The sequence below is a fragment of the Moritella yayanosii genome (assembly GCF_900465055.1).
GTDB lineage: Bacteria > Pseudomonadota > Gammaproteobacteria > Enterobacterales > Moritellaceae > Moritella > Moritella yayanosii.
On sequence record NZ_LS483250.1, the window covers coordinates 2,266,445 to 2,290,952 of the forward strand.

General features: G+C 40.9%; 24 protein-coding genes and 2 pseudogenes. 2 read left to right on the top strand and 24 right to left on the bottom strand.

The window, feature by feature from the left end:
* Positions 1-11 precede the first annotated feature (11 nt).
* Both pepB and MORIYA_RS21900 read right to left on the bottom strand, forming a co-directional pair.
* Positions 12-1,322, bottom strand: coding sequence for an aminopeptidase PepB (pepB, locus tag MORIYA_RS10395; RefSeq protein WP_112714982.1), 1,311 nt, complete (start codon positions 1,320-1,322; stop codon positions 12-14).
* A gap of 296 nt (positions 1,323-1,618) precedes the next feature.
* Positions 1,619-1,801, bottom strand: a pseudogene (locus tag MORIYA_RS21900) (ISNCY family transposase); the annotation flags it as partial.
* Between the two features lie 45 nt (positions 1,802-1,846).
* Here MORIYA_RS21900 and MORIYA_RS10405 point away from each other — a divergent pair.
* Positions 1,847-2,086: pseudogene (locus tag MORIYA_RS10405) on the top strand (transposase domain-containing protein); the annotation flags it as partial.
* 142 nt (positions 2,087-2,228) lie between these two features.
* Here the strand turns inward: MORIYA_RS10405 and MORIYA_RS10410 are convergent.
* Positions 2,229-3,125, bottom strand: coding sequence for a LysR family transcriptional regulator (locus MORIYA_RS10410; protein ID WP_112714984.1), 897 nt, complete (start codon positions 3,123-3,125; stop codon positions 2,229-2,231).
* 130 nt (positions 3,126-3,255) lie between these two features.
* On the opposite strand from MORIYA_RS10410, the gene MORIYA_RS10415 reads away from it, so the two are divergent.
* A complete protein-coding gene (locus MORIYA_RS10415) occupies positions 3,256-3,741 on the top strand; it encodes a VOC family protein (RefSeq protein WP_112714986.1) in 486 nt (161 codons plus the stop codon).
* A 978-nt stretch (positions 3,742-4,719) separates the two neighbouring features.
* Here the strand turns inward: MORIYA_RS10415 and MORIYA_RS10420 are convergent.
* From MORIYA_RS10420 to MORIYA_RS21800, 21 genes are all read right to left on the bottom strand, one after another.
* Complete coding sequence (locus MORIYA_RS10420; RefSeq protein WP_112714988.1) at positions 4,720-6,177, bottom strand: acetaldehyde dehydrogenase (acetylating); 1,458 nt, start codon at positions 6,175-6,177, stop codon at positions 4,720-4,722.
* A gap of 195 nt (positions 6,178-6,372) precedes the next feature.
* Positions 6,373-7,209, bottom strand: coding sequence for a MerR family transcriptional regulator (locus MORIYA_RS10425; RefSeq protein WP_112714990.1), 837 nt, complete (start codon positions 7,207-7,209; stop codon positions 6,373-6,375).
* A 73-nt stretch (positions 7,210-7,282) separates the two neighbouring features.
* Positions 7,283-7,549, bottom strand: coding sequence for a hypothetical protein (locus MORIYA_RS10430; RefSeq protein ID WP_112714992.1), 267 nt, complete (start codon positions 7,547-7,549; stop codon positions 7,283-7,285).
* On the bottom strand, positions 7,546-8,643 hold the full coding sequence (locus tag MORIYA_RS10435; RefSeq protein WP_112714994.1) for a hypothetical protein: 1,098 nt from the start codon (positions 8,641-8,643) through the stop codon (positions 7,546-7,548). The genes MORIYA_RS10430 and MORIYA_RS10435 overlap by 4 nt, the downstream gene beginning before the upstream one ends.
* Positions 8,644-9,538: 895 nt before the next feature.
* On the bottom strand, positions 9,539-10,645 hold the full coding sequence (locus MORIYA_RS10440) for a 1-propanol dehydrogenase PduQ (protein WP_112714996.1): 1,107 nt from the start codon (positions 10,643-10,645) through the stop codon (positions 9,539-9,541).
* Between the two features lie 178 nt (positions 10,646-10,823).
* Positions 10,824-11,099: an ethanolamine utilization microcompartment protein EutM gene (eutM, locus tag MORIYA_RS10445; RefSeq protein ID WP_112714998.1), complete on the bottom strand. Its 276-nt coding sequence runs from the start codon at positions 11,097-11,099 to the stop codon at positions 10,824-10,826.
* A gap of 11 nt (positions 11,100-11,110) precedes the next feature.
* Positions 11,111-11,392, bottom strand: coding sequence for an ethanolamine utilization microcompartment protein EutM (eutM, locus tag MORIYA_RS10450; RefSeq protein ID WP_112715000.1), 282 nt, complete (start codon positions 11,390-11,392; stop codon positions 11,111-11,113).
* Positions 11,393-11,400: 8 nt separating this feature from the next.
* A complete protein-coding gene (locus tag MORIYA_RS10455) occupies positions 11,401-11,742 on the bottom strand; it encodes a hypothetical protein (protein ID WP_112715002.1) in 342 nt (113 codons plus the stop codon).
* A 2-nt stretch (positions 11,743-11,744) separates the two neighbouring features.
* Positions 11,745-12,287, bottom strand: coding sequence for a BMC domain-containing protein (locus MORIYA_RS10460; protein WP_112715004.1), 543 nt, complete (start codon positions 12,285-12,287; stop codon positions 11,745-11,747).
* 9 nt (positions 12,288-12,296) lie between these two features.
* Entirely contained in the window at positions 12,297-12,563 is a 267-nt protein-coding gene (locus tag MORIYA_RS10465; protein WP_112715006.1) for a EutN/CcmL family microcompartment protein, read from the bottom strand.
* A gap of 11 nt (positions 12,564-12,574) precedes the next feature.
* Positions 12,575-13,180, bottom strand: coding sequence for a hypothetical protein (locus MORIYA_RS10470; RefSeq protein WP_112715008.1), 606 nt, complete (start codon positions 13,178-13,180; stop codon positions 12,575-12,577).
* Between the two features lie 20 nt (positions 13,181-13,200).
* Positions 13,201-15,228, bottom strand: a complete 2,028-nt coding sequence (locus MORIYA_RS10475) for an acetaldehyde dehydrogenase (acetylating) (RefSeq protein ID WP_112715010.1) — start codon at positions 15,226-15,228, stop codon at positions 13,201-13,203.
* Positions 15,228-15,920: a BMC domain-containing protein gene (locus tag MORIYA_RS21355; RefSeq protein WP_162629267.1), complete on the bottom strand. Its 693-nt coding sequence runs from the start codon at positions 15,918-15,920 to the stop codon at positions 15,228-15,230. The genes MORIYA_RS10475 and MORIYA_RS21355 overlap by 1 nt, the downstream gene beginning before the upstream one ends.
* A 25-nt stretch (positions 15,921-15,945) precedes the next feature.
* Complete coding sequence (gene cutD / locus MORIYA_RS10485) at positions 15,946-16,872, bottom strand: choline TMA-lyase-activating enzyme (protein WP_112718565.1); 927 nt, start codon at positions 16,870-16,872, stop codon at positions 15,946-15,948.
* Positions 16,873-16,927: 55 nt separating this feature from the next.
* Positions 16,928-19,465 (bottom strand): choline trimethylamine-lyase, encoded by a 2,538-nt coding sequence (cutC, locus tag MORIYA_RS10490; RefSeq protein WP_112715014.1) that lies wholly within the window; start codon positions 19,463-19,465, stop codon positions 16,928-16,930.
* A gap of 67 nt (positions 19,466-19,532) precedes the next feature.
* Positions 19,533-20,975, bottom strand: coding sequence for an aldehyde dehydrogenase family protein (locus MORIYA_RS10495; RefSeq protein WP_174216922.1), 1,443 nt, complete (start codon positions 20,973-20,975; stop codon positions 19,533-19,535).
* Between the two features lie 165 nt (positions 20,976-21,140).
* Positions 21,141-21,491 carry a BMC domain-containing protein gene (locus MORIYA_RS10500; RefSeq protein WP_112715018.1) on the bottom strand — a complete coding sequence of 117 codons (351 nt, stop codon included), beginning with the start codon at positions 21,489-21,491 and terminating at the stop codon, positions 21,141-21,143.
* 31 nt (positions 21,492-21,522) lie between these two features.
* Positions 21,523-22,074, bottom strand: coding sequence for a BMC domain-containing protein (locus MORIYA_RS10505; protein WP_112715020.1), 552 nt, complete (start codon positions 22,072-22,074; stop codon positions 21,523-21,525).
* A 12-nt stretch (positions 22,075-22,086) separates the two neighbouring features.
* Positions 22,087-23,412 (bottom strand): 4Fe-4S dicluster domain-containing protein, encoded by a 1,326-nt coding sequence (locus MORIYA_RS10510; protein WP_112715022.1) that lies wholly within the window; start codon positions 23,410-23,412, stop codon positions 22,087-22,089.
* Entirely contained in the window at positions 23,405-23,833 is a 429-nt protein-coding gene (locus MORIYA_RS10515; protein WP_331838545.1) for a glycine radical domain-containing protein, read from the bottom strand. Before MORIYA_RS10515 ends, MORIYA_RS10510 begins: the two co-directional genes overlap by 8 nt.
* Before the next feature lie 21 nt (positions 23,834-23,854).
* Positions 23,855-24,484: a BMC domain-containing protein gene (locus tag MORIYA_RS21800; protein ID WP_112715026.1), complete on the bottom strand. Its 630-nt coding sequence runs from the start codon at positions 24,482-24,484 to the stop codon at positions 23,855-23,857.
* Between the last annotated feature and the right edge of the window lie 24 nt (positions 24,485-24,508).

Below are 24,508 nucleotides of genomic sequence, written 5' to 3' on the forward strand. Positions count from 1 at the left end.
AAGCCAATAACCTAAGCGTCTAATAATGTTTTAGCTAAGGTTCGAATACCGTGCCCTTTCGCGCCTGTCGCCCATAAATCATTGGCCACTTTTTGATACGAACCGGCTAAATCTAAATGTAACCAACCTTGCCCATCTTCACGCACAAAACGCGATAAGAATGCAGCAGCAGTAGATGCTCCCGCACGTCCTTCACCGGCATGGATGTTAGCCATATCAGCAAAGCTTGACGGTAACTGTTGTTGATGCCATTTTTCGAGAGGTAGCTGCCAAGCAAACTCATTTTCTGCTTTCGCATGCGCCAAGAGAGAATTAACAAAGTCCTGATCAAAACCAAATACCGCATTATAATCACGACCTAACGCCACCTTAGCAGCACCAGTCAATGTCGCAGCATCAATCAAACGTTGTGGCGAGTTTTCTTCTGCTGCAAGTAAACCGTCAGCTAATACTAACCGACCTTCAGCATCGGTATTAAGTACTTCTACTGTAATATCGTTTTTGTACTTGATGATATCTCCAAGTTTAAATGCATTACTGCTGATCATGTTTTCTGCACAGCATAAGAATAACTGCACGCGTTGATTTAAACCTTGGCGGATTGCTAATGCTAATGCGCCAGTCAATGTCGCCGCGCCGCCCATATCACTCTTCATGGCTGTCATCGGCTCTGATGGCTTGATACTGTAACCGCCCGAGTCAAAGGTAATGCCCTTTCCCACTAATGCCGTCGCTACAGGTGCATCAGCGTCACCCGTTGGATTGAAATCCAATTGCAGCATTGCCGGTGGGTGTTGACTGCCACGACCAACAGTATGGATCCCAGTAAAACCATGGGTTAACAAATCATCGCCAGCAATAATTTTGTAAGTAATCGATTCTGGTGCCAATTGTAATAATAAGTCTGCGGCACTTTGCGCTAATTTTAGCGGATACATTTCTTCGGCATCGGTATTAATGGTTTTACGCACCCAATGGCTGGCTTGTTGAAAATCAATGAACGCCTTTTTTTCAATACTGCTCACTTGATCTAAACCAAAACAAGCTTGTTGATCTTCTTTCGCGGTATAATAACCTTGATCAAACGCAATGCGTAATTCAGTATTCCATAACTCGCCTTTTAAGGTTACTTTAGCTATGCCTTGATTGGATAATTTACGTGCCGCACGTTGTACTTGTAATGCACTCTCTGCACCAAGATTGGCACTATTATCACCCAGGTGAATAGATGCTACTCCAGCATTAAAACTCACTAATACATCCTTGCCCCAAAAACTATCAGCCGGAGCGACCGTTAGCTCAACGCTCATGAAATCCTTCATTGAATATCCTTAATTTAGACCTGTTAATACGCTCACTATAACAATACTTTAATGGTTTGTTTGGTTATGTATCATAAATTTTTATTATTCCACTCATTGAAAATCGAGTTGAATATTTAATTTATCCGTGAATAATTCGTTCGACTTAAACGAACGTTTTTTTCGAACATTTCATGACCAGCTGAATAATTACAAACTACAATTTTTTTAGCCCCCTTAGCGAACTGGTTTTTTTGCAAAAAAAATCGGAAAAAGTGTCACGAGTTCCGAACATGAGATTCTTGAAAATTAAGCGTGTTTCGGCGCTTAGATACGAGCCCAAGGTCACCATGAAGACGGTATACATTAACAAATCGCTGAATATGTCTACGGGTTAAATTTAACAGTGTAGCAGCTGCTACTTGAGTGATTCGTTTATGACAAATATCTTTAATAACACCTAAACAATGCAGTTCTTTTTCGCTCATAGTAATCAACATGGCACAACTCGATACTTGGATTAGTGCTATCAAACCCTTGATGTCATCAGTCAATGGAAGCCTAACCAGGTCGAAACGCTATCAGCTTTATTGCCTATTGAACTCATTAATGAAGCCTATTCACTAACTGATACTGTCACCTTACGTAAACGTAAATTAACCCTTGAATCGATGGTTTGGTTGCTTGTCGGGATGGCTCTCTATAATGATAAATCGATGCCAGACATCGTCAATCAACTTGATATTGTAGACCGAACAGGCAAGGCTTTTGTAGCGCCCAGTGCGTTTGCATTGAACGTGTCGCTAAAAAACGATAATTAATACCTATAACAGGGTGCGGAATGTCGGTTCAATAGACCGTACAGGGACGATTTTATCCCTAGATCTAAAAAGCCTCCAATAAGGGCTTATATTGTATAAAATAGCGTCAAAGTTCCATATCAAAATGCTCCTGTAATATAGAATTGACAGTATCTAAACGAGCAGGGAGTGCCCTATTTCTCTTTTTCACTACATAGAGAGACTCCATCACTGGCTTTTTGGGGTTAAATATTTGTAAGTTTTGAGGTTCGTGAAAGCTATCAACAGCACTTTTTGGCAAAACAGTAAAACCCAATCCTTTGGCTACTGGTTGCAATATCTGGCTGATTTGATTGACATACCCTGACACGGGGATCTCGCTAATATTCAAGTCGTTAAAATCAGTTCTCTGATTTTTAGCAAAGTAAAGTGATAAGTAATGTTCAGCATCTGGGTGGCTAATCAAACCGAGTTCGATTAGCAATTTTGCGCTGTAATTATAGGTTTCAATATTGGCAGGAAGCACCAAACAGAGCTGCTCTCTTCCGAGCGCTTGCACGTCAAATAAATTGTGATTTGAAACATGAGTGACAATCCCTAAATCAATAATACCTTGTTGTATTTCATTTAATATCTGGTGATTAGGCGCCGCTGTTAGCTGAATAATCAGCTTGCGGTGCTGGTTTTGTAATTCCAATAGCTGTGGATAAAGAATCAAGGCAAGAGAGCCAGAGCAAGCGATAGTACAATTCCCCGTGAAAGGATCATCAAAAGTGAGATTTTCTAACAATTCATGTTCATTTTTTGCCAGTTGACCAGCGTATTGATAAACCAGGCGACCTTGCTCAGTGATTTCAAAACGCTTATTTTCTCGGCGAATAAGCGCATGGTCACAAGCTTGTTCAAGTTTACGAATATGCTGGCTGACACCTGGCTGGGTCATAAATAATTTTTCAGCCGTCTTAGTAAAATGCCCTGTATCGATAAGGGTTACAAAAGTATTAAGCCAAAGTGGGTTTAACATGATTGTGGCGTTCCATAACAAAAAATTATTATTTCAATTATAAATGATAATTTCAAATAATAAACAGCCCCCCATATACTTATTCCATCAAAACAAGTTACGAGTTAATTACCTGAGTTTGGAGAAAATTATGAAAATGAATCATGTTGGCATTATGGTAGGCGATATGGATAAAGCGGTTGAGTTTTACACTAACGCGCTTGGTCTTAAAGTAGTCATGGGTAATACTAAGGTAAAAGAAGAGCGTGAAACAGCCATTGGCAAAATGTGTGTTGCTGTTTTTGGTGAAGGCTTTAAAGGCTTTAACATTGCACACCTAGTAACGACTGACGGCATTGGTGTTGAAATGTTTGAAATGAAAGAACGTCAAGAGCGTCACGAAGTTGATTTTTCACGCATTGGTATTTTCCACTTCTGTCTTCAAACAGATGACTTTGAAGGTGCTATTGCGCGTACTGAAGAATATGGCGGAAAAGTGCGTATGGACGTCCATCGCTACCACCCAGAAGACGACAGAAAACAAGCAAAAATGGTGTACTTAGAAGACCCGTTTGGCAATTTGTTTGAGCTTTACTCACACACTTATGAAGAAACTTACGCTTCTGAATACGAGTAAAACACCGCTTTAATAGCAGTGGATCTATAAATTAAGCTTCCTCGTTGGAAGCTTTTTTGATCTTAAGAGAAAGTTGTAATGGTTCGCTACGTGAAATATAGCGAACTAACGTCCACCAAGCATTATTCTAGGCGCGTAGCTGACGGCCATCAAACATCCCAATGATATTTCCTGTTGTCACAACAGAATTAGTATTATCTAGCAACGCCTACACTCGATCATTTGTCCTGCGTGATAGAACGGTTGAATTGACGTTTAAGTGGTCCTCTAAGAGGGTTGAGAGACTTTAGGTCGTACTTACATACGTACTACATGCGTACTACATGCGTTGTTAAACGCGTTATCACTTTTATGTTCAATAGCCCGCATATCGACTATTTTATCTCCAGATTAGGTAATTAAGTTCTCTGAACCACTCAGGGGAAGACCGTGAATTTTGATCGCCTAAATTAAATTCTCATAAAGTGGCGCGTAAATTTGGTTCTACATTCTAAAAGTAAGGCATACCATGATCCCCAAAGCATTCATAAATTAAGGAGTTAATATGGTATGTTGTAAACATCATGAGATGCGTAGAGTCCATCGCACTTTGCTTGAAAGGATCCGGTATAATAGCGTATACCAATGCCGTATTTGTGGTAAGCGGAAGAGAATACACAAAAATGAATAGTAACTGGAAAGCCACTTCGCATAACGCATGTAATGTAAGATCAGCGTCTAGTAATGATTCGCTACGTGAAATCTAGCGAACTAACTCCCACCAAGAATTATTCCAGGCACGTAGCTAACTGCCATCAAACATCTCAATGAGATATTCCGTTGTCACAACAATAAATATTACCTAGTAATACTTATTGTTGCTTAAGCCTGTCGCAGGCTAACGGTATCTGAAAAATAGTTCCGTCACTAATTTTTAATATTTGCGACAGAACCATTTAAAGACATTTTATGCTCACTTATTTGTTTAATTAATCTATATTAAGACATTTTTTTTAGTTCGTTAACGATCATTTGAGTGATCGTTTCTACATTTACTGATTCTTTTTTAGATATTACGTCAGCGCTATGGGTAGGAGTATTGTGACCATAGGACAGTTCCCCAGTATCATAAGCAATACGACGAATATCGAAAAGGTGCTTTGGTGTTACATTGTCAGAAGTCGAACTGCCGCCAACAGCACCACAGCCCAAAGTAAAGGACGGGAATAAATTAGTCGACAGACCAACTGCCCCGTGAGTAGAAGGCGTATTAACTAGCATACGTGAAACTGGCTTTTTCAAACCAAACGCACAGATAATAGCTTCATCTTTAGAATGGATGGCTAAAGAGTGACCTACACCACCATTGTGCAGTAGCTTAATCGACAACTCACACGCTTCATTCCAATCTTCTACTGTGTAGTATCCGATTAGCGATGTTAGTTTTTCTTTCGAGAATGGGTATGAAGGACCTACACCAGACTCTTCTCCGATAAGAAGTCGAGTGCCTGCTGGCACCGTAATGCCGGCTAAATCGGCAATGTACAGGGCATCTTTTCCTACAATAGCTGGGTTCATCGCGCCGTTAGGGCGTTCCATGATTTTCTTAACTTTTTCAAGGCATTCACCTTGAAGGAAATATCCGCCCTGTGCTTTAAGGGTCGCTCTCACCTGCGCATCGATAATATTATCGGTAATAATAGCTTGCTCAGAGGCACAAATCGTACCATTGTCAAACGTCTTACTCGCTAGTATCTTCGCGACAGCATCTTCGATATCCGCTGTGCGCTCGATATAGACAGGCACATTACCTGCGCCAACACCCAGAGCAGGCGTACCCGAACTGTATGCAGCTTTAACCATACCGGGACCACCTGTTGCCAGAATAAGGTCCACTTTGCGCATCAGCTCGCCGCTTCCTTCAATTGTTGGAATGCTCATGACACTCACCATGTCTGGACTTTCACCACATGCTTGAAGTGTTTCACGGATAAGTGAGACTGTTTGCCCGATACATTTACTCGCACTTGGATGTGGGGTAAAGACGATAGCATTACCCGATTTCAAGGAAATTAGAGACTTATAAATAATTGTAGACGTCGGGTTTGTAGAAGGCACAATTCCCGCTATAACGCCGATAGGGACAGCGACTTCTATTATTTTTTTAGAGACATCGTTATTAAGAATGCCGATGGTTTTCATATCTTTGATGGCAGCGTACAGTTTTTCACTCGCCAATATGTTTTTAGTGGTTTTATCTTCTACCTTACCAAAACCCGTTTCTTCTACTGCTAAGCGAGCAAGCTCAGCAGCCTGTTTTGCAACAGCGTCAGCAATGGCTTTAACAATAGTATCTACACGTTCTTGACCTAGCTGAGAAAATTTGCTTTGAGCAGTGCGAGCTGAGCTAACTAAAGCTCTCGCTTCTTGAATTGATAATAGATCTTTATCTACCATTATTTAAGCCCCATAATTATTATGCGTTAAAATTAGTATTTCGTTTAAGCCACATACTAATTCTATTGCTCCAGAATTTATTTCTGGATTAGGTTAGCCTACCTCTTAAGGGGAAGGTCAATAATGTTATCTCAATAATGATGCGCATACCCACAGCAAGATCATTATAAATTAAACTTTTATCAAATCTAGTGATCAGAGTCGTGATGTAGCGGGTATCATAACTTCCGTTACATATTTGTCGCTATCTTGAGTTGTCCAATAATCTATAACATATCGCTCATAGCATTCGTCTGCGAGTAAATAGTTATTTAATTCCGCCCATGCTGTTATTTTTTCATAGGTTTTCTTAATAGTAGAATGGCTACCTATGTGATAACACCTAGCCATAGACTGAGCGCCAACAAAAACGGTTTTTTCTGGTGGGCAAGGGAGGATTGTTTTTTGCAAAATACAACAATTTCCTGAGCCCACAACACGCTGTTGATGGGAATTGAACCTTATTATAACCGGTCCAGTTATGTTATTTTTTATTTTTTCGACATAATCCGTAAACTCTATATTAATAATAGCGTCACGAATATTGCCATCAAAATCTTGTTCCCAAAATAGGTAGTCGGCACCTGTAAAAAATTGCACAGAAACATCAGTTATCTGATTTTCTTGTACATTTATTGCCTCTTGTACAAGATTATACCAATCATGAATCGAACTATCTCTAACTCTTAATCCTTGCCGCTCTTCATCAATCTCAGCCATTTTACTTTCAAATACAGCTTGCATAACACTGTAAGTATTAGCACTATTATCGTTAATTAGCTGAGTCATTTCATCGAGTTTGAACCCCATCTGTTTGTAATATTTTATAACAGGTATAAGGTGTAAACTGTCATCGTTATAGTAACGATAATTGTTGCAGTTAGATCGTTGTGGTGTAACTAGCCCAATTTTATCATAATAACGAAGTGCTTTTGTTGAGATGTTACATAATTTACTGGCATCACCAATTGAATATTTGGAACGATTTTTCAATTTATACTCCTCTCAACTAGTTGTGATTAGTAATATAATGGGAGCATTACAGAACGCTCCCAACCAACTTTTATCAATCAGCAATATAACGATTTATGGTTTTAGCGCCTTCTTCATGAGCCCTAAAGTACAAAATTAGCTCATTATCTTCTGATATTACGCCTCCAACACCTTCGAGCAAACCGTTGGTTTCAGCCGTTAGCAAGGCATCTAAAATAGCCCCTTTAGTAAAAGCTTTAAAATCACCATACTCTGGACGAAGTGCGTCCATTACTTCAATGGTACTGGCCTTTTCAATTGCAGTAAAAAATTTCAATATTGCATAATTTAATGGTTTCATTGGTTATTACCCTTCTTGAATAGATCCATTGGATTCATAGCGATGACAAAAATACCAAAAACCATGATTATCGCAGCAAGCCATGCAACCGGAGCCATCGTCCAACCGGCAATGCCAAAACCGATACCTAAGACTAACCAACAACACAAAGGTCCCCAGAAAGAGAATGTACCATTACAAGCCATACCTAGTGCTGCACCACACATAGCATTGCCTTTATACCAGAACATAAAGGCACCATATGCAGCTAAACCCGCAACAATGAAGAATATCATTGATTCAGAATCAGCTACCGCTTCGAACACCATAGCGTAACCATCTTCGCCACCAATATAGGCGAATAAAGGAATTAAAATAAGTAAATTAGTTAATCCAGAAGTAACTTGACGGATAGTGATGCCGATCTCTGGATCAATCATAGACGTGCCGAAACCCGCTATACAGCCTTCGACACCCCAAAATAGAGCAGCAATGAAGCCAAAGCCGATACCTAACATCACAGTTGAAGTATCACCATCAGCAAGTCCAGCAGAGCCACCAATAAGAACACTAGCAGAAAAGCAGATTGCAATGCCTAACATCATGCGAGGTGATAGTTCTTGTTTGAAAAGAACACGAGCTAAAATGGCGCCAATGGCAGGACATAAGGCACTAATAGGCACAACAATTGAACCCGCCATCTGCAACCCTACTACATACGCGGTACTCGCCAAGGGACCACCAATAATAGCTGCTCCCACAATGATGGCACCGGGTTTGGTTCTTATTGAGCGAAAAACATCACCTAAGCGACCGCGTGCAGCTGCGATGCCCAGTGCCCACACAGCACTACATGAATCTGTAAGAGCGGCAGCAATGGCGGCAAGAAGGAATGTTGTTGCGAATGCAGAGAGACCAGAGCCTTCTCCATACCAAACAGTCCAGATGCCCACAGACATCGATAGTGTCATAAAGGCGGTATAAAATCCGTATGAGAGTCCTGAAAATAGAGCGGTAGACATTCCTTTAACACGAAAGTCATTCCGTAGCTTTTTTTCAGCGCTCTCAGCTGTAAGAATACCGAGATCATCAGTTAACGATTTTGATTGTTCCATTATAATTAGATGTCCTTTTGGTTATTTTAGTTTTTATTCTATGTTTTATATGTAGGTGTACATGTAGATTGCTGAAAACCGTCCATAATTCCGGATGCCAACAAACTTATAATTTATAAAAACCTAATCGTTAATATGACGTAACACAGTTGTTTCATGGGTATAAAACTCAGATAAAACCGTCTTATTTCTCCCGCCTTCATAGACAAATAGAGGCAAAATTTGCTCTGATACGAACACAGTATTGATTATTAAAAATAGTGTCATAATCTGTCTTTTTCTTTTAACGAAAGAGCTACTTTCATAGTGCAGTAACCTGATCAGGCTTAATAAAAAAATCAAATGAGATCTACTACCAAGGGAGTAGTATTTTAACTTTTTAAGATTATGCTTATTTTATAAAAGTTCAATTGACAATGGCTACCTTTGTGATATTCGTCTGTATATTCATGTTTTTTTAAACAAAAATGAGACATTTAGACAGTAATTCGACATGTTATATTGTTTTTACCTCTAATATCAAAATATTCGAGGCAATCCTAAATTGCAGTAATATCCGATATGAAGAAGGTAGCGCCCGCATTAAATACTCAACGTTCGTATAAATCATTCGACATACCAATATCGAGTTAACCACTTCAGCCCGGAGTTCAGCACTAGCAGGAATGCTTTAATGAACCACGAGTCTATCTGAAATACATACACAATATGGCAGGAGCTAAATGTGTTTATGCCACTATCCGAATTTTAAATATTTGCGACAGAACCAATAATCTTGTTGTACATGATTATATTGGGCGAGGTGTCGTTGCCCGTACGCTTACAAGTGTTCGGTTAAATTAAATCCGAACATATTTGAAGTATGTGGATTTATTGAACACTTCTAACTTATAAATCACCAAGCCTTTTGTAATAAGCGAATCACATCCTCATAGGATGGTTTTTTGGGATTACTGGTAGTACATATATCTTGAAGAATATTATTTGCCATCGTGGGCATATAATTTATGTACTTATCTTCATCAATATCTAATTCACTGATTTTACAAGGTATATCTAAAGAAGCGTTCAGTTGACGAACCGCCTCTAATAGATGACTCGTTCCTTCATCCATAGATGAAGCAGGTAACCCCAAAAAGTGAGCGATATTTTTATACTGCATACCAGCATCAAAGCTATTGAATTCAATCGAAGAAGGCAATAATACTGCATTTGCCACGCCATGAGGTATATGAAAAAGACCGCCAAGGCTATGAGCAACACTATGAGTTATCCCTAGCCCGCTGTTATTAAAGGCCATACCTGCCATACAGGACGCAAGGAGAAGCTGCTCTCGCGCTTCCATATCTTCGCCATTTGCATAGGCACGAGGCAAATATTTGAACACAATCTTGATGGCATTTTCAGCATAAGTCGATGTGAAGATATTGGCTTGACTTGATACGTATGCTTCAATCGCATGGGTTAATACGTCCATACCTGTCGCTGCAGTAATAGATGGTGGCATTGTACGTGTAAACCGCGCATCCAATATCGCAAGATCAGGGATGAGCATGTCATCCTGAAGAGGAATTTTTAGATTATTTTTTTTATCGGTGACTACTGAAATCGAGGTAACTTCAGATCCGGTACCACTGGTTGTAGGGATCGCAACAAGATAAGGAGGCTGACGCAACAAATCCGCATGATTTGAAAAATAAGCGATGGCTTTAGCAGCATCAATTGCTGACCCTCCACCTATGGCAATAATTATATCTGCTTCGCTTTTCATAAAGAGGTGTGTAGCAATAGTTATTGTATCTAAGGACGGATCTGGCTCAACTTTGTCAAAAATGGTACATAAAACGCCCATTGACAGATGACTTTTCACCTCTTCTACGAAGCCTGTTTTAGCGATAAAAGAGTCTGTTACGATAAAAACATGTTTCCCTGGTAACTTTTGAAGGTTATCCAAAGAGCCTTTTCCATAGCAAACCTTTGTTTTTGCATAAAATTGTGTCATAGATTACTCTCTAAATATTCCAACCAAAATTTGAACTCTGATAATAAAATTCATAACTACTCTGTTTGATATTTTGAGAAAATTTAAACTGTATTTCTACCCAGGATAGAAATACAGTTTAAAAACAAATATAGACCGTTAAAGCTTATATTTTTATCTACTCAAGTAATTACAAAAATTATTTGTTAGGTTTAGGCAGTACGTTTTCTACTTCATTATGAGGGCGTGGGATAACGTGTACACTTACAAGTTCACCAACATTACTCGCTGCTACTGCACCCGCATCTGTCGCTGCTTTTACCGCACCTACATCACCACGTACCATAACAGTCACTAATCCACTACCGACTTGTTCACGACCAACAAGTTCAACATTTGCAGCTTTTACCATTGCGTCAGCTGCTTCAATTGCGGCAACTAAACCTTTCGTTTCAACCATACCTAGTGCATTCATATTTTTATCTCCTAAATATTATTTGCCGACTGCGGCAAAATACTTTCTATTTCATTATGTGGACGAGGAATAACGTGTACGCTAACTAACTCACCAACTTTGCTAGCTGCAGCTGCACCTGCATCTGTCGCTGCTTTTACCGCACCGACATCTCCACGTACCATAACAGTCACTAACCCACTACCGACTTGTTCACGACCAACAAGCTCAACATTTGCAGATTTTACCATCGCATCAGCGGCTTCAATTGCGCTGACTAAACCTTTGGTTTCAACCATACCTAAAGCACTCATACTCTACCTCATTGTTTATTAATAGTTTTTACTATGCGACAGCTCATTTCTTGTAGCTGTTTTACATCTGTCACGCCAAAATCTTGTTTCAATATGGCGGCTATAGAGTAAAATGTTTTTTCTGTACTGCCAGTTTCTGCCAGCGTAATACAGCCTTCACAGACACAGTCTATAGAACATTGACCTGCATCCGGTTCTGTTAGCGAGCCATGCACAATTGCAATGCCTCGTTTATTCAACTCATCTTTCGCACTTGGCGTTAAGATAATACTTCCATCTAGATAAATAGTATTGTTCTTAGTACAAATGTGCTCATCTAGAGTTTTTACTTCTACTAGTGTTTTTTTCATGTTTACCTCACACCTATTATCGCTTTGACCACGTCATGTTCTGGGCGGGCAAGTACTATCGATTCAATATAGTTTGTACCTAAAAACTCTTTGGCCATATTATTCGCCTCTTCAACAGCTGCTAGTTCTCCGCTAAAAATAAAATAAGATTTTCCACAGATCCCCAACCCAGTAACAAGGCGGTGCAGGCTGATATCAGCACTCTTTACGGCAATGTCAGCGGCAGCTATTCCTGCAGAAACAGTACTCGATTCGACTAGGCCGATAGCTTGCTCTGTTTTTATCGGTAACCTTTTTTTCAGTACCGTGACAAGTTCAGGTGAAACACCGGAAATCACAAAATTCCCAGTTAGTCTGTTCGTTAAACGGGCATGACTAACCGCCATTTCAACATCAGCTTGCTTGCCAGATACAAAAATAAGGTATCTTCCTGAACAAATAGTTGAAGCTCTGACTAGTGTTACGTCAGCTATCTTGAGCATTTCATCAGCAAGCTTTACACCTGAGGCAATAGTTTTTGTTTCAACGACTCCGAGTGTATCCATCTATCACTCCTATTTAACCTGGATTTCATCAATAATACCGACAATAGCGGCGTCGACTGGAGCGTCTGCGTTTTTTATCGCCATACGTGCAGAGCTGCCTGTAACGACTAACACTTGCTCACCACTACCAGCACCAACGCAATCTACGGCCACAAAGCTATTCTTTTTCTCTGGTAAAATTGGATCCTGATATTGGACGACCATAAACTTAAGACCATTAAGAGTGTCCTCTTTACGAGTAGCCCAAACATTTCCAATCACTTTACCTATGATCATAATAAATTCACTTATAGATTTTTATAAATATTAATCTGGGACAATTTAGCTTGTTCCATCGCAAGAGGTGTTATCACACTCTCTTTTATTACATGCATTTCTTTCACACCAGCATGTGCTGCTTGCTCTACATCTTTCTCAGCAATGAGTTTCTGCCAGCATCGAGCAATAGGCTTAGACTCAGGTTTAAAAGATGTTAGACCAAACGAACTTAATGTACTTTCATGCTGCATATAGAGCTTGTATAAGCCTGGTGCAGCCGTGTTTTCATAGGCTTTGTATTCATAATCAAGAACTTCAACAGCCGTTCCCTCAAGTAACAGTTGTAACACCGCTTCGGTCATCGGACCTTTAGCTTGACCCGATGCAAGCTCAGCCATATCACCGCAAGATAATTGAGGAATGACATAGCGCGCCATTTCATTTACTGGGTGACTATCACCCAGAAAATGAAGTTCAACATCGTTTGCGTTAAGGCATTTTAGAGTCTGCTCTTCCACCAGTTTGGAGTAAGCGCTAAGAACCATCACGTGCGTTTTGTTACTACCAGAAGAATCTTTTTGTAGTTCGCTAAGCACACGTTCAACGATGGTTTTTATTAAAATATCTGAATCCATAATATTGCCTTATGACGTAACTATATTGAGCAGTTAGTAGCCTTTCTTTTTGCTATAATTCGGCCTTTAGTCTCTTTGTTCCAGCACGCACTATTGCCTTCATCAATATCAATATGCATGGCTAGCGCAAAATTATCATTCACACGTACTGAAACTTCTTCAAGTACTAATGCTCGTTCTCCTTCGAGATGAACACTGACAACATCTTTATCAACAAGACCAAAACGTGCAGCGTCTTTGCTATTCATATGAATGTGTCTTGCCGCAATAATCACGCCTTCTTCAATGCCGACAACGTTGTTCTGTGAAGAAAGAATAATACCCGGAGTACCAGCGATGTCACCAGACTGACGAAGAGGGGCTTTGATACCTAAAATACGAGCATCTGCCTTAGAAATTTCCACTTGCGAACTAGCGCGATTTGGACCAAGAACTGCAACATTGTCAATGACACCTTTAGGGCCAATTAAACGGATACGTTCTTTACATAAGAATTGCCCTGGTTGAGACAGTTCACGTACTTTTGTCAGTGGACCACCGAAGAGTACGAGTGCATCTTGCTCGCTTAAATGAACATGTTTTGCTGAAAGTTCGACTGGAATAGTATCTGTACTGTTGATCGCCATTTCAGGTGCATTATTAGTTAACGGAGAAGTAACCGTCGACGGCTGAACCTGAGTTGTTTGATAAGACGCTTGATAAGACAACTCACCAGTATCATAAGCAATACGACGAATATCGAAAAGGTGCTTTGGTGTTACATTATCAGAAGTCGAACTGCCGCCAACTGCACCACAGCCCAAGGTAAAGGACGGGAATAAATTAGTCGACAGACCAACTGCCCCGTGAGTAGAAGGCGTATTAACTAGCATACGTGAAACTGGCTTTTTCAAACCAAACGCACAGATAATAGCTTCATCTTTAGAATGGATGGCTAAAGAGTGACCTACACCACCATTGTGCAGTAGCTTAATCGACAACTCACACGCTTCATTCCAATCTTCTACTGTGTAGTATCCGATTAGCGATGTTAGTTTTTCTTTCGAGAATGGGTATGAAGGACCTACACCAGACTCTTCTCCGATAAGAAGTCGAGTGCCTGCTGGCACCGTAATGCCGGCTAAATCGGCAATGTACAGGGCATCTTTTCCTACAATAGCTGGGTTCATCGCGCCGTTAGGGCGTTCCATGATTTTCTTAACTTTTTCAAGGCATTCACCTTGAAGGAAATATCCGCCCTGTGCTTTAAGGGTCGCTCTCACCTGCGCATCGATAATATTATCGGTAATAATAGCTTGCTCAGAGGCACAAATCGTACCATTGTCAAACGTCTTACTCGCTAGTATCTTCGCGACAGCATCTTCGATATCCGCTGTGCGCTCGATATAGACAGGCACATTACCTGCGCCAACACCCAGAGCAGGCGTACCCGAACTGTATGCAGCTTTAACCATACCGGGACCACCTGTTGCCAGAATAAGGTCCACTTTGCGCATCAGCTCGCCGCTTCCTTCAATTGTTGGAATGCTCATGACACTCACCATGTCTGGACTTTCACCACATGCTTGAAGTGTTTCACGGATAAGTGAGACTGTTTGCCCGATACATTTACTCGCACTTGGATGTGGGGTAAAGACGATAGCATTACCCGATTTCAAGGAAATTAGAGACTTATAAATAATTGTAGACGTCGGGTTTGTAGAAGGCACAATTCCCGCTATAACGCCGATAGGGACAGCGACTTCTATTATTTTTTTAGAGACATCGTTATTAAGAATGCCGATGGTTTTCATATCTTTGATGGCAGCGTACAGTTTTTCACTCGCCAATATGTTTTTAGTGGTTTTATCTTCTACCTTACCAAAACCCGTTTCTTCTACTGCTAAGCGAGCAAGCTCAGCAGCCTGTTTTGCAACAGCGTCAGCAATGGCTTTAACAATAGTATCTACACGCTCTTGACCTAGCTGAGAAAATTTGCTTTGAGCCGTGCGAGCTGAGCTGACTAAAGCTCTCGCTTCTTGAATTGATAATAGATCTTTATCTACCATTATTTACGCCCTTTATTTATTTGACTATCACGTATAACCTTAATTAAAGTTTTTTTAGTCGCTTTTTTAATATCTATGTTTGTATTTAGTTCTGGTAGCTCGCTGGCTATTTCACGCAAATTATTTAGATTCATCTTTTGCAATTTAGATGCGCGGTAATGAGACACCGTATCTTCGACAGATTTCGGTACAGGAACATCCTCAATTACAGATGCGGCCTCCGCAACAGGTGACCCCACTACAATAGGTAACTCTGCAACGACAGGGGCTTCCGCTACAACAACGGGAGCATCTTTTATAACGATAGTAGATTCCTCTATAGTGATAGGGGTTTCCTTTGCAGAAACAGGAGTTTCCTCTGCAGGTAAATGTTCTTTTTCAACATCTTTTGCGCTTTCATTTTGTGGTGTCGAGGACATTATCGACATTACCTTTTCTAAAGATGAGCTTGGTCTCGCAATAACGTGCTTTGAAATCAATAAGTTTGAGTTAAGACGATTAATAGCAACTGTCGCAGCCTCAATAGCGGCTTGAACAGCAGATACTTCACCAGTCACCGTAATCGTGATTAAACCGCCAGTAGCAGAGCTTTTATCTAGCAAGGTTACATCAGCTGCTTTGAGCATAACATCAGCACCTTCAATAGCCGCCAATAGCCCTTTTGTTTCAATCATTCCGATAGCATTCATCATACTTTCCTCAATACTGACATCATGGTTAGTGCGCGATAACTGCAACATCTATGCCGTGACCTTGTAAATAACTCTCTACTTTTACTAATTCTTCTTGTGTGAATTTCTGAGCATCATCAAAAGGATACTTCCAACCAAGTTGATTATATTTATGTACCCCCATCTTGTGATAAGGCAATAAATCAATACCTTTTAAGTTTTTAAAATCTTTATAAGGTGATAAAAATTCTAATAACAAACGCAGATTTTCTTCACTGTCATTGACGCCTTTAATCAGTGGGATTCGGATCTTAACGTTGTGCTTGTTATCTAAAAGCCATTTCAAGTTATCCAATATCAACTCATTACGAACACCTGTTACACGGTGGTGTTCTTCTGGGATCATGTGCTTGACGTCATACAAAAATAGATCTGTATGCTCTGCTACTCCAACGATCACTTCTCGTTTCGCATAACCACATGTCTCTATCGCTGTATTGATGCCAGAGTATTTGCACATCGCGAGTAAGTTAATCGCCGCTTCAGGTTGCATGAGCACCTCGCCACCGCCAAGCGTTACACCGCCACCTGTGTGATAGAAGTGTCTATCTTCTTCAATAATTTCAAGTAATTCTGTTATGCTTTTATCTTCGCCTGTCACTGCTAATGCATTCGTTGGACAAACGTCGACACACTTTCCACACCCCGTACAATCGGTATCCTTCACCTTATGTTCAAAGGTAACTGGATCTAAGTAATGGGTATCTGTTGGACACACGTCTACACACATTCGGCATTGCGTGCATAAATTCTCTTTAAATAGGATTTGGTGATGATACTTTTGACCTTCCGGATTCGAGCACCACACGCAGCGTAAAGGGCAACCTTTAAAAAATACAAGCGTACGTATACCTGGGCCATCATACATATTGTATTTTTGAATATTAGAGATACGTGCTTTTCTTTCTATCATGGTATAAGTCATTCCTAAAGCTTACTCCTGCCTCATCGGCAGGAGTAACGATGGATTAAAAGTCATTTAGTACTGTACGACTGATGATTTCATCTTGTACGTCTTTACACAGCTCACCAAAGAAAGCACTGTAACCCGCCACTCGAACGACTAAATCACGATATTTTTCAGGGTTCTTTTGCGCTGCGAGTAACACTTCATTATCGAGATAGTTAAATTGCATCTCACCGTTACCAAGAATGCTCGCGGTACGGATCAACGTAATAATGCCATCTTCACCTTCTCGCGTATCAAGCAGTCCTGACATCAGCTTGAAGTTATGCACCATGCCAATATTCATATAATCATTGCCCATCTTAGAGACGGAATTAATGATGGCCGTTGGCCCCTTATAATCCGCACCTTGAGTCGGGCTGATACCATCTGATAATGGTGACCAAGCTTCACGACCGTTCGCTGAAGCGCCAAGCAGTTGACCAAAGGGCGTATTGTTTGACATAGATAGCGTGCCATGACTCAATACCGAGTAAAGCGTCTTAAACTTACGGTGCTCTGTCTCGGTGAAGTACACAAGATCAGTTGCAATATCATCAGCATAGTCATCATCGTTACCGTACTTCGGCGCCGCCAAGCAATCGGCTTTTATTTGATCATAACCAACAAAGTCTGCTTTTAATGCTGCATTCATTTGCTCTAATGTGTACTTCTTCTCATCAAACACGAGCTTCTTAATTGCTGCCATTGAGTCAACATAAGTCGCAAGCCCACTCCAGACCACCCCAGGGCCAAAGTTATACATTGCGCCGCCAGCGGATACATCTTCACCCGCCTCCATGCAGCCTTCAAATAGCATTGACATCAATGGCTTAGGAACGTAATCTCTGTGAACTTTTTGAGAGATTACGGTCGCAACACAGGTCCATTTAGTAATGTATTTAATCTGTTCTTTAACGGTGTGTTCAAATTTCTCATAAGTGTCGTATTGGCTAAGTGGACCTGAATCAGGACAAACTTGCTGTCCATACCAAAGCGGTACACCCGCGTTAAGTACTAATTCAATACAAATTGGCCATTGAGTCCAACCCGTTGCAGTCCATTGATAAAGGCGACCTGATTTTTGTGGTTCAACACACCCCATTAAGCAGTAGTCGCGCGCATCTTCCATCGAGACGCCTTTCGCGAGCATCATTTTAATATGTGCATCATCAAAGTGTACGGCTGGGAAGCCCATACCGGCACGGATAACATCAATGATCTTACGCAGGTATTTTTGTGGTGATTTATTGTGAACACGGGTTGCTAGTGTCGGTTGATAAATGCGAACATGGCGCACCGCATCCATCAGTAGATAGGTTAATTCGTTGGTTGCGTCACGGCCTTCACGCGTCACACCGCCCACACACATATTGACGAATGGTTGGTAACCAGCGAAGAATTTTGACCCAGCTTCATTGTTTAGCCACATCAATTCTGACATTTTAACTAGCATACAACCCGCTATATCAAACGCTTCGTACTCGTTCATACGGCCAGCTTTCAGATCTGCCATGTACAGGTCATACATATATTGGTCGACACGACCAATAGACATACCCGTTTGGTTTTCTTCAATAAGGAGTAGTGACTGGATGGTACATACCGCTTGCATCGCTTCCCAGAAAGTTTCTGGTCGGTGAGCAGGTACTCGTGCATTCACTTCTGCAATTTTGTGCAACTCTTGTTTGCGGCGAGGGTCAGTTTCTTTTTCTGCGAGCTGAGTAGCGTGTTCAGATAGGCGCTTAGCATAAACCATCACACCTTCTGCCGTCTCAATGACTGACTTATAGAAGTAGATTTTTTCTACATCATCTGGGTTATGGTAGTCTAGCGCATCCAACTTCTCTTGCGCTTCACGTTGGATATCCAACATGCCTTTTTTCATGACAATAACATCATAACCTGGGTTCGAATCACCGCCACCGCTTATCGCATGGTAAGAGCAGTCAGAAACATAGGACTCACCCGATAGCTCCCACAATCCCGCTTCGCGATATAACCCTTCGCAATGCTCATCGACAGAGCGCCCTTCCCAGTAAGGGAAAATGTCTTCCCGCAGTTCTTTCTTATCTTCTTCTGCTAAGTAGTATGGGTCTTGTGCACGTGTGCCAATCGTATCGAGCTCATCACGCAACCAACGCCAAGAAAGATCAGGAGAAAAACAGCCTGCACGAGGCTTACCGCAAGGTGCGCCAACAAGCAATTCGTTATCTTGAATCAATAGAACCGCTTCTTGACAGTTACGAAGGAAGCTTTTACTGCGTAAAAGGATCGGTGGCATGCCAACATTTTCTTTATAAACGTTGGTAATAATACGGGCGCGGTTAATATTAATAGATGGCATATGTGTCATAAAGTTTTCTTTAAGTTTCACATGTCTTTCTGTAGGGCCATCAGGTATTTCGGTGCTAATTGGCGCTACAATTGGCTCGACTACTGGCTGAGAAAATGCTTCTTTCGATACATTTTCAAAAATTTTCTTTAATGAACTGCGCTCCGCGTCCGTTAAATTTTTAGTTGCTTCTTCAAGCTTATTAGAAAAATTCTGAAGATCCATGTTCTGTCGCCCTTACGCTAGGTTATTGTTTAACGTTAATATTTAATTTTTAGCTGTTTTGTATCATTCAAATAGCGTCCAGAATTACTTTCTGGACAGCGTTTATAGAACCATCATGATCTTGAATTGTTGATTCTTGCTTAAGTGATGCTTTTTCTACCTGTCGCACCCCATAAGCAACTTTTCGTATATAGATTAAATTACTTGGAGATACATTATCTGCCGTCATTCCTTGCCCATAAGCTCTATTTGCAAGTGATACTGAAGGGGTTAAATTTGTGGTTAAACCGATTCCTCCAAAAGAAGCTGGTGTATTAACCAGTAATCTACCTACCGATTTTTTCAATGCAAAGAGTAAAATAACCTCTTCATTATTGGAGTGGATCGTAAGCGTATGTGCATTGCGTACGTTAAGCAGTAGCTCGATACACTTTTCACAAGCATTCATCCAATCATCTTCAACATAGTAAGCAAGCACAGGCGCTAAAAGCTCCCTAGAATAAGGATCGCTCTTGGCAACGTATTTACGTTCTGCAACTAAAAGACTCACGTTATCTGGGACAGAAATATTTGCTCTGGTTGCCAATTGTTTAGCTGAAACGCCGACCATTCCTGGTCTATGTTTACCCGTCTCAGAAAATAAAAGATTCGCAAGTGTGCATGACTCTTCTTCGGTCATGAAATACGCACCTTGCTCTTGCATTAATGTACGTACTTGAGGTTCGATACATGAATCGACTATAATTGAGTGTTCTGCTGAAGGGGATATGCCATTATCGAATACTTTACTCGATACAATATCTTGAACGGCTTGACGAACATCTGCGCTGCGTTCGATAAAAACGGGACCGTTTCCGGTACCACTATATATGACAGGCTTCCCTGAACAGCGCCCTAATTCCACCATACCAGGAACACCTGAAAGCAAAATCAAAGAAGTAGAAGGATGGTTTAATAACTCTTTTGTCCCATCTTTCGTCACTGTATCCATGTAGGCAAGCGAGCCTTTAGGCAAACCACTCTCCTCTGCTGCCTCTATCATGCAGTCTAGGGCTGCTTTTATACATTTGGTTGCGTGCGGATGAGGAGAAAAAACAATACTATTACCCGATTTTATTGCAATAAGTGCCTTATAAATGGTCGTTGATACCGGGCTGGTCACTGGGCATAATCCAGCTAAAACGCCAAAAGGTACACCTATATCTATTGTGCGTTGTTCGTCATCTTTAGATATGACACCAACGCATTTTAGTGAGCGCAAATATGTTGGTACCTGCTGAGTAACGAACTGGTTTTTTTTCACTTTATCTTTCCAGCAGCCATAACCCGTTTCTTCAAAAGAAATTTTTGCTAAACTTTCAACTTGTTTTGAGACACTAACAGCCATGACCTCGACAATGGTATCAAGTTTTTCTTGAGAAAATGTCGCTAACTCTTGTTGTGCTTTAGCTGCATTTTCCATAAGAACCCTTGATTCTTGTATGGAAACTAAATCCTTATCCATTATCATAATCAGCCCTGCCTAGTTGCTTATTGCCCAAATATTTTAAAGACAAGCTTATCTTTTCCCTAGAGGGCAAGGTCAACAAGACCCACCCCTAAAGAGGTAAAAGTGTGAAGTGAAGTAGGCTTAATTTATTATTTTGAATGAAGAAGGTATGAAATTTTAATTGATTTACAATTGCGTCATGGTTACGCAATCATAATTTAACTTTACCGTAAAATAATTAACAATCTCTTGGATGGCGGTCTCTACACTGGATACATCACCTGTTATAATGAGAGAACCATATGAGCGGTCTAAAAACCCAATATTTACTTCCACAGCTTTAGTAGCCACATCAGCGGCAATAATTACGCCTTCACATGGCGTAATATTCAGAATTCCTATCGCGTCACCATGCTCTTCGTTGAGATCTAACACAGCAAAAAGTTCAGGCTGGGGGTTAGAAATAACATGAGCTAAGGTAATTTGTTTACCTGGCACATGTTCCTGAATTATGCGTTGTTTTATTTCTTCATGCATGAGGATGTTCCTTTTTAGAACTCAGAGGTTATTAAATAATATATTTATATAAATCTTTGCTAGGAGCAGGGATGACTACATGATTCAATACTGGCCCTGAATCACCAACACCGGCTACACCCGCTTCTACAGCCGCCTGTACTGACGCTACATCACCAGACAATATGACGAAAGCCTTACCTGCTAATCCAGCGGCAAAACGAATATCTAAAACCTCAACATCTGCAGCTTTTGCTGCTGCGTCGGCTGCGACGATACATCCTGCACAGGTATATACTTCAATAACACCAAGGGCAGCTATATCATGAGCATCGGGAACCCCTTGAAGAGCAGCCGCTACTGAACCATGTACACGAGGGATAATAAAATAATCTATGACCATCATCGATCCGATAGCACAACCTGATTCAACGCTACTGGTCACTGCCGAAGTATCCCCAGAGATAACGATGAGATAACGGCCAGGACAAGTTGTCTTAGCCATGATTAAATCCACACTAGCGGCTTTTAACATAGCATCTGCTACTTGAATGCCCACCGCAACACTGTTTAGTTCAACACAACCTATTGTTTGCAATTGCATAGCATTCACCTATTATTTTTTTATGGTTATTACGTTATTTGTTATGGAAGAGACCACGCCGGAGATGCTCGAATGTATTCTAGAGCCCATGCTACCTTCTGGGATCTCACCAATACATTGTCCCTTTTCTACACTATCGCCAACCTTTACAAGGCAAATTGCCGGAGCACCGATGTGTTGAGATAGCGGAATGGATACCTGGTCAGGAACTAACTCCCCTCCGTAAATGATGTTAATGTCATACTTTTCTAAATCAAGACGTTGAATAAGACGCTGAGTTGGAATTCGGCGATTTACTCTAAATGGATGAGCTTCTTGCGACTCTCCAGTCGTTTCTAAACGAATACCACCTTCTCTCAAGGTCTTTTTAATTTGTGCATTTAATTCACGCGGAGAAAGCCCCATTGGACAAGCGAATTTTTCACACACACCACACTCTGAACAAAGCAATGCTTTATGAGCTTCTTTACTGTTCAGTATATCCTCAGCCCTAATTCTGGTGAGTTTGTGTGGCTGTATATCATGTCCTAATAAGTAACGTGGGCAAAGTTCAGTACAGAGGGTACATTGACAACAAATAGAGGTTGTAAATTTGCGGACTTGCTGAGGGGCCATGATTTTTCCAGCCACGACAGTATGCTCTGGAGGAAGGACTAGAATACCACTAGTCTTTTTAGTTATCGGTTCGTTTATATCTGATAAAACACGCCCCATCATTGGGCCGCCATCTACTACGACGTAGTTATCGATAGTCGCACCGCCCGCATATTCAATCACTTCTGATGCCGTTGTTCCCACCGATACACGTATGACCATAGGTGTTTTAACGGCTCCGAAAACAGTAAGATAACGATCGGTTACAGGTATATTATCAAGAGCCAATCCTATGTTGTAAAACGTTTCCACATTACTAACTACAGCGCCTACATGAAGTGGTAATCGGCCTTGAGGAATCGTTCTATCAAGAACTTCATGCACCAATACATGTTCATCCCCGACTGGATAGAAGTTTTCTAGCTCAAATATTTCAATGCGTGGATCACCAAACTCCTCAACGACTGTTCGTAAGGATTTTAATGCAGCCTTATGTTTCGCTTTCAAGCATACAATACCACGATTAGCCTGAGTGGCATCCATCATAGCTACAACGCCTTGTAGCATTTTTTTTCCCGAATTTTCAATAAGGTAAGGGTCACTCATAAGAAGTGGTTCACAAGATGCACCGTTTACCAATACCGTATCTACGGTAGTATCTGCCTTAATATGGGTTGGTAATCCAGCACCACCACCACCAACAATGCCAGCATTTTTGATAATATTAATAATACCTTCAATCATTATACTTTCCTTCAATACTCACATCATGGTTAGTGCGCGATAATCGCCACTGGAATACCATCCCTTGCAAATAACGCTCTATTTTTAATAATTCGTCTTGTGTAAATCTCAAATCGTCATCGAAAGCGTACTTCCAACCAAGTTGTTCATATTTATGTACACCCATCTTGTGATAAGGTAATAAATCTATACCTTGTAAGTTTTTACACAGCGCCACAAAGAAAGCACTGTATCCCGCAACTCGAACCACTAAATTACGATGGTTTTCAGGGTTCTTTTGCACTGCTAGTAACACCTCATTATCGAGATAGTTAAATTGCACCTGACCGTTACCAAGAATGCTCGAGGTACGGATCAGCGTAATGAGGCTCTCGTGTATCATTCTAAGAGCGTCCTGAATTACTTTCTGGATGGTACTCAAAGAACGATTGAAATGGATAATCTAAGGCAATAAATTATCGAAATTGTACAACTGCGTAATTTTAATTAGATCTGGGTGTGGAGAAGGAATAACGACTGAGCTATAAACTTCTGCCCCCATATTTTCAACAGCCTTAACACCCGCTTCAACAGCCGCTATACAAGCGGAAACATCACCCTGCATAAGCACAGAAATATATCCCGACGCAACGTTTTCATATCCAACAAGCTCTACATCTGCAGCCTTAATCATTGCGTCAGCAGCTTCTAAAACCAACACAAAGCCAAATGTTTCGATAAAACACATTGCCTTCGGGCGTGCACCTGATTCGCTTTGTGGCCCATCTACAGGTAAACCGTGAACTGAAACAATGTCGCCAATCGGTTTAATGGGACGCGGCATTGTGTTAGATGCCGTTAAATTACCAATACTTTTTGCCGCCGCAGCACCTGCACTCACTGATGCTTCGATTGCCGCAATGTCACCTTTAACCATGATAGTGACCAGTGTGGATCCTATATTTTCATATGCTACAAGCTTTACGTTGGCCGTTTTGAGCATTGTGTCGGCCCCGTAAATAGCAGGTACCATACCCAATGTTTCAATAAGACCTAGCGCCTCTTCACCTTGGTATCGAATGAATTCTCCCATTTTTACTACACCCCATTTTATTTT

Excerpts from the sequence above, each read along its gene's own strand:
- pepB (WP_112714982.1), bottom strand. The coding sequence starts at position 1,322 with ATGAAGGATTTCATGAGCGTTGAGCTAACGGTCGCTCCGGCTGATAGT.
- MORIYA_RS10410 (WP_112714984.1), bottom strand. The coding sequence starts at position 3,125 with ATGTTAAACCCACTTTGGCTTAATACTTTTGTAACCCTTATCGATACA.
- MORIYA_RS10415 (WP_112714986.1), top strand. The coding sequence starts at position 3,256 with ATGAAAATGAATCATGTTGGCATTATGGTAGGCGATATGGATAAAGCG.
- MORIYA_RS10420 (WP_112714988.1), bottom strand. The coding sequence starts at position 6,177 with ATGGTAGATAAAGATCTATTATCAATTCAAGAAGCGAGAGCTTTAGTT.
- MORIYA_RS10430 (WP_112714992.1), bottom strand. The coding sequence starts at position 7,549 with ATGAAACCATTAAATTATGCAATATTGAAATTTTTTACTGCAATTGAA.
- MORIYA_RS10435 (WP_112714994.1), bottom strand. The coding sequence starts at position 8,643 with ATGGAACAATCAAAATCGTTAACTGATGATCTCGGTATTCTTACAGCT.
- MORIYA_RS10440 (WP_112714996.1), bottom strand. The coding sequence starts at position 10,645 with ATGACACAATTTTATGCAAAAACAAAGGTTTGCTATGGAAAAGGCTCT.
- eutM (WP_112714998.1), bottom strand. The coding sequence starts at position 11,099 with ATGAATGCACTAGGTATGGTTGAAACGAAAGGTTTAGTTGCCGCAATT.
- eutM (WP_112715000.1), bottom strand. The coding sequence starts at position 11,392 with ATGAGTGCTTTAGGTATGGTTGAAACCAAAGGTTTAGTCAGCGCAATT.
- MORIYA_RS10455 (WP_112715002.1), bottom strand. The coding sequence starts at position 11,742 with ATGAAAAAAACACTAGTAGAAGTAAAAACTCTAGATGAGCACATTTGT.
- MORIYA_RS10460 (WP_112715004.1), bottom strand. The coding sequence starts at position 12,287 with ATGGATACACTCGGAGTCGTTGAAACAAAAACTATTGCCTCAGGTGTA.
- MORIYA_RS10465 (WP_112715006.1), bottom strand. The coding sequence starts at position 12,563 with ATGATCATAGGTAAAGTGATTGGAAATGTTTGGGCTACTCGTAAAGAG.
- MORIYA_RS10470 (WP_112715008.1), bottom strand. The coding sequence starts at position 13,180 with ATGGATTCAGATATTTTAATAAAAACCATCGTTGAACGTGTGCTTAGC.
- MORIYA_RS10475 (WP_112715010.1), bottom strand. The coding sequence starts at position 15,228 with ATGGTAGATAAAGATCTATTATCAATTCAAGAAGCGAGAGCTTTAGTC.
- MORIYA_RS21355 (WP_162629267.1), bottom strand. The coding sequence starts at position 15,920 with ATGATGAATGCTATCGGAATGATTGAAACAAAAGGGCTATTGGCGGCT.
- cutD (WP_112718565.1), bottom strand. The coding sequence starts at position 16,872 with ATGATAGAAAGAAAAGCACGTATCTCTAATATTCAAAAATACAATATG.
- cutC (WP_112715014.1), bottom strand. The coding sequence starts at position 19,465 with ATGGATCTTCAGAATTTTTCTAATAAGCTTGAAGAAGCAACTAAAAAT.
- MORIYA_RS10495 (WP_174216922.1), bottom strand. The coding sequence starts at position 20,975 with ATGATAATGGATAAGGATTTAGTTTCCATACAAGAATCAAGGGTTCTT.
- MORIYA_RS10500 (WP_112715018.1), bottom strand. The coding sequence starts at position 21,491 with ATGCATGAAGAAATAAAACAACGCATAATTCAGGAACATGTGCCAGGT.
- MORIYA_RS10505 (WP_112715020.1), bottom strand. The coding sequence starts at position 22,074 with ATGCAATTGCAAACAATAGGTTGTGTTGAACTAAACAGTGTTGCGGTG.
- MORIYA_RS10510 (WP_112715022.1), bottom strand. The coding sequence starts at position 23,412 with ATGATTGAAGGTATTATTAATATTATCAAAAATGCTGGCATTGTTGGT.
- MORIYA_RS21800 (WP_112715026.1), bottom strand. The coding sequence starts at position 24,484 with ATGGGAGAATTCATTCGATACCAAGGTGAAGAGGCGCTAGGTCTTATT.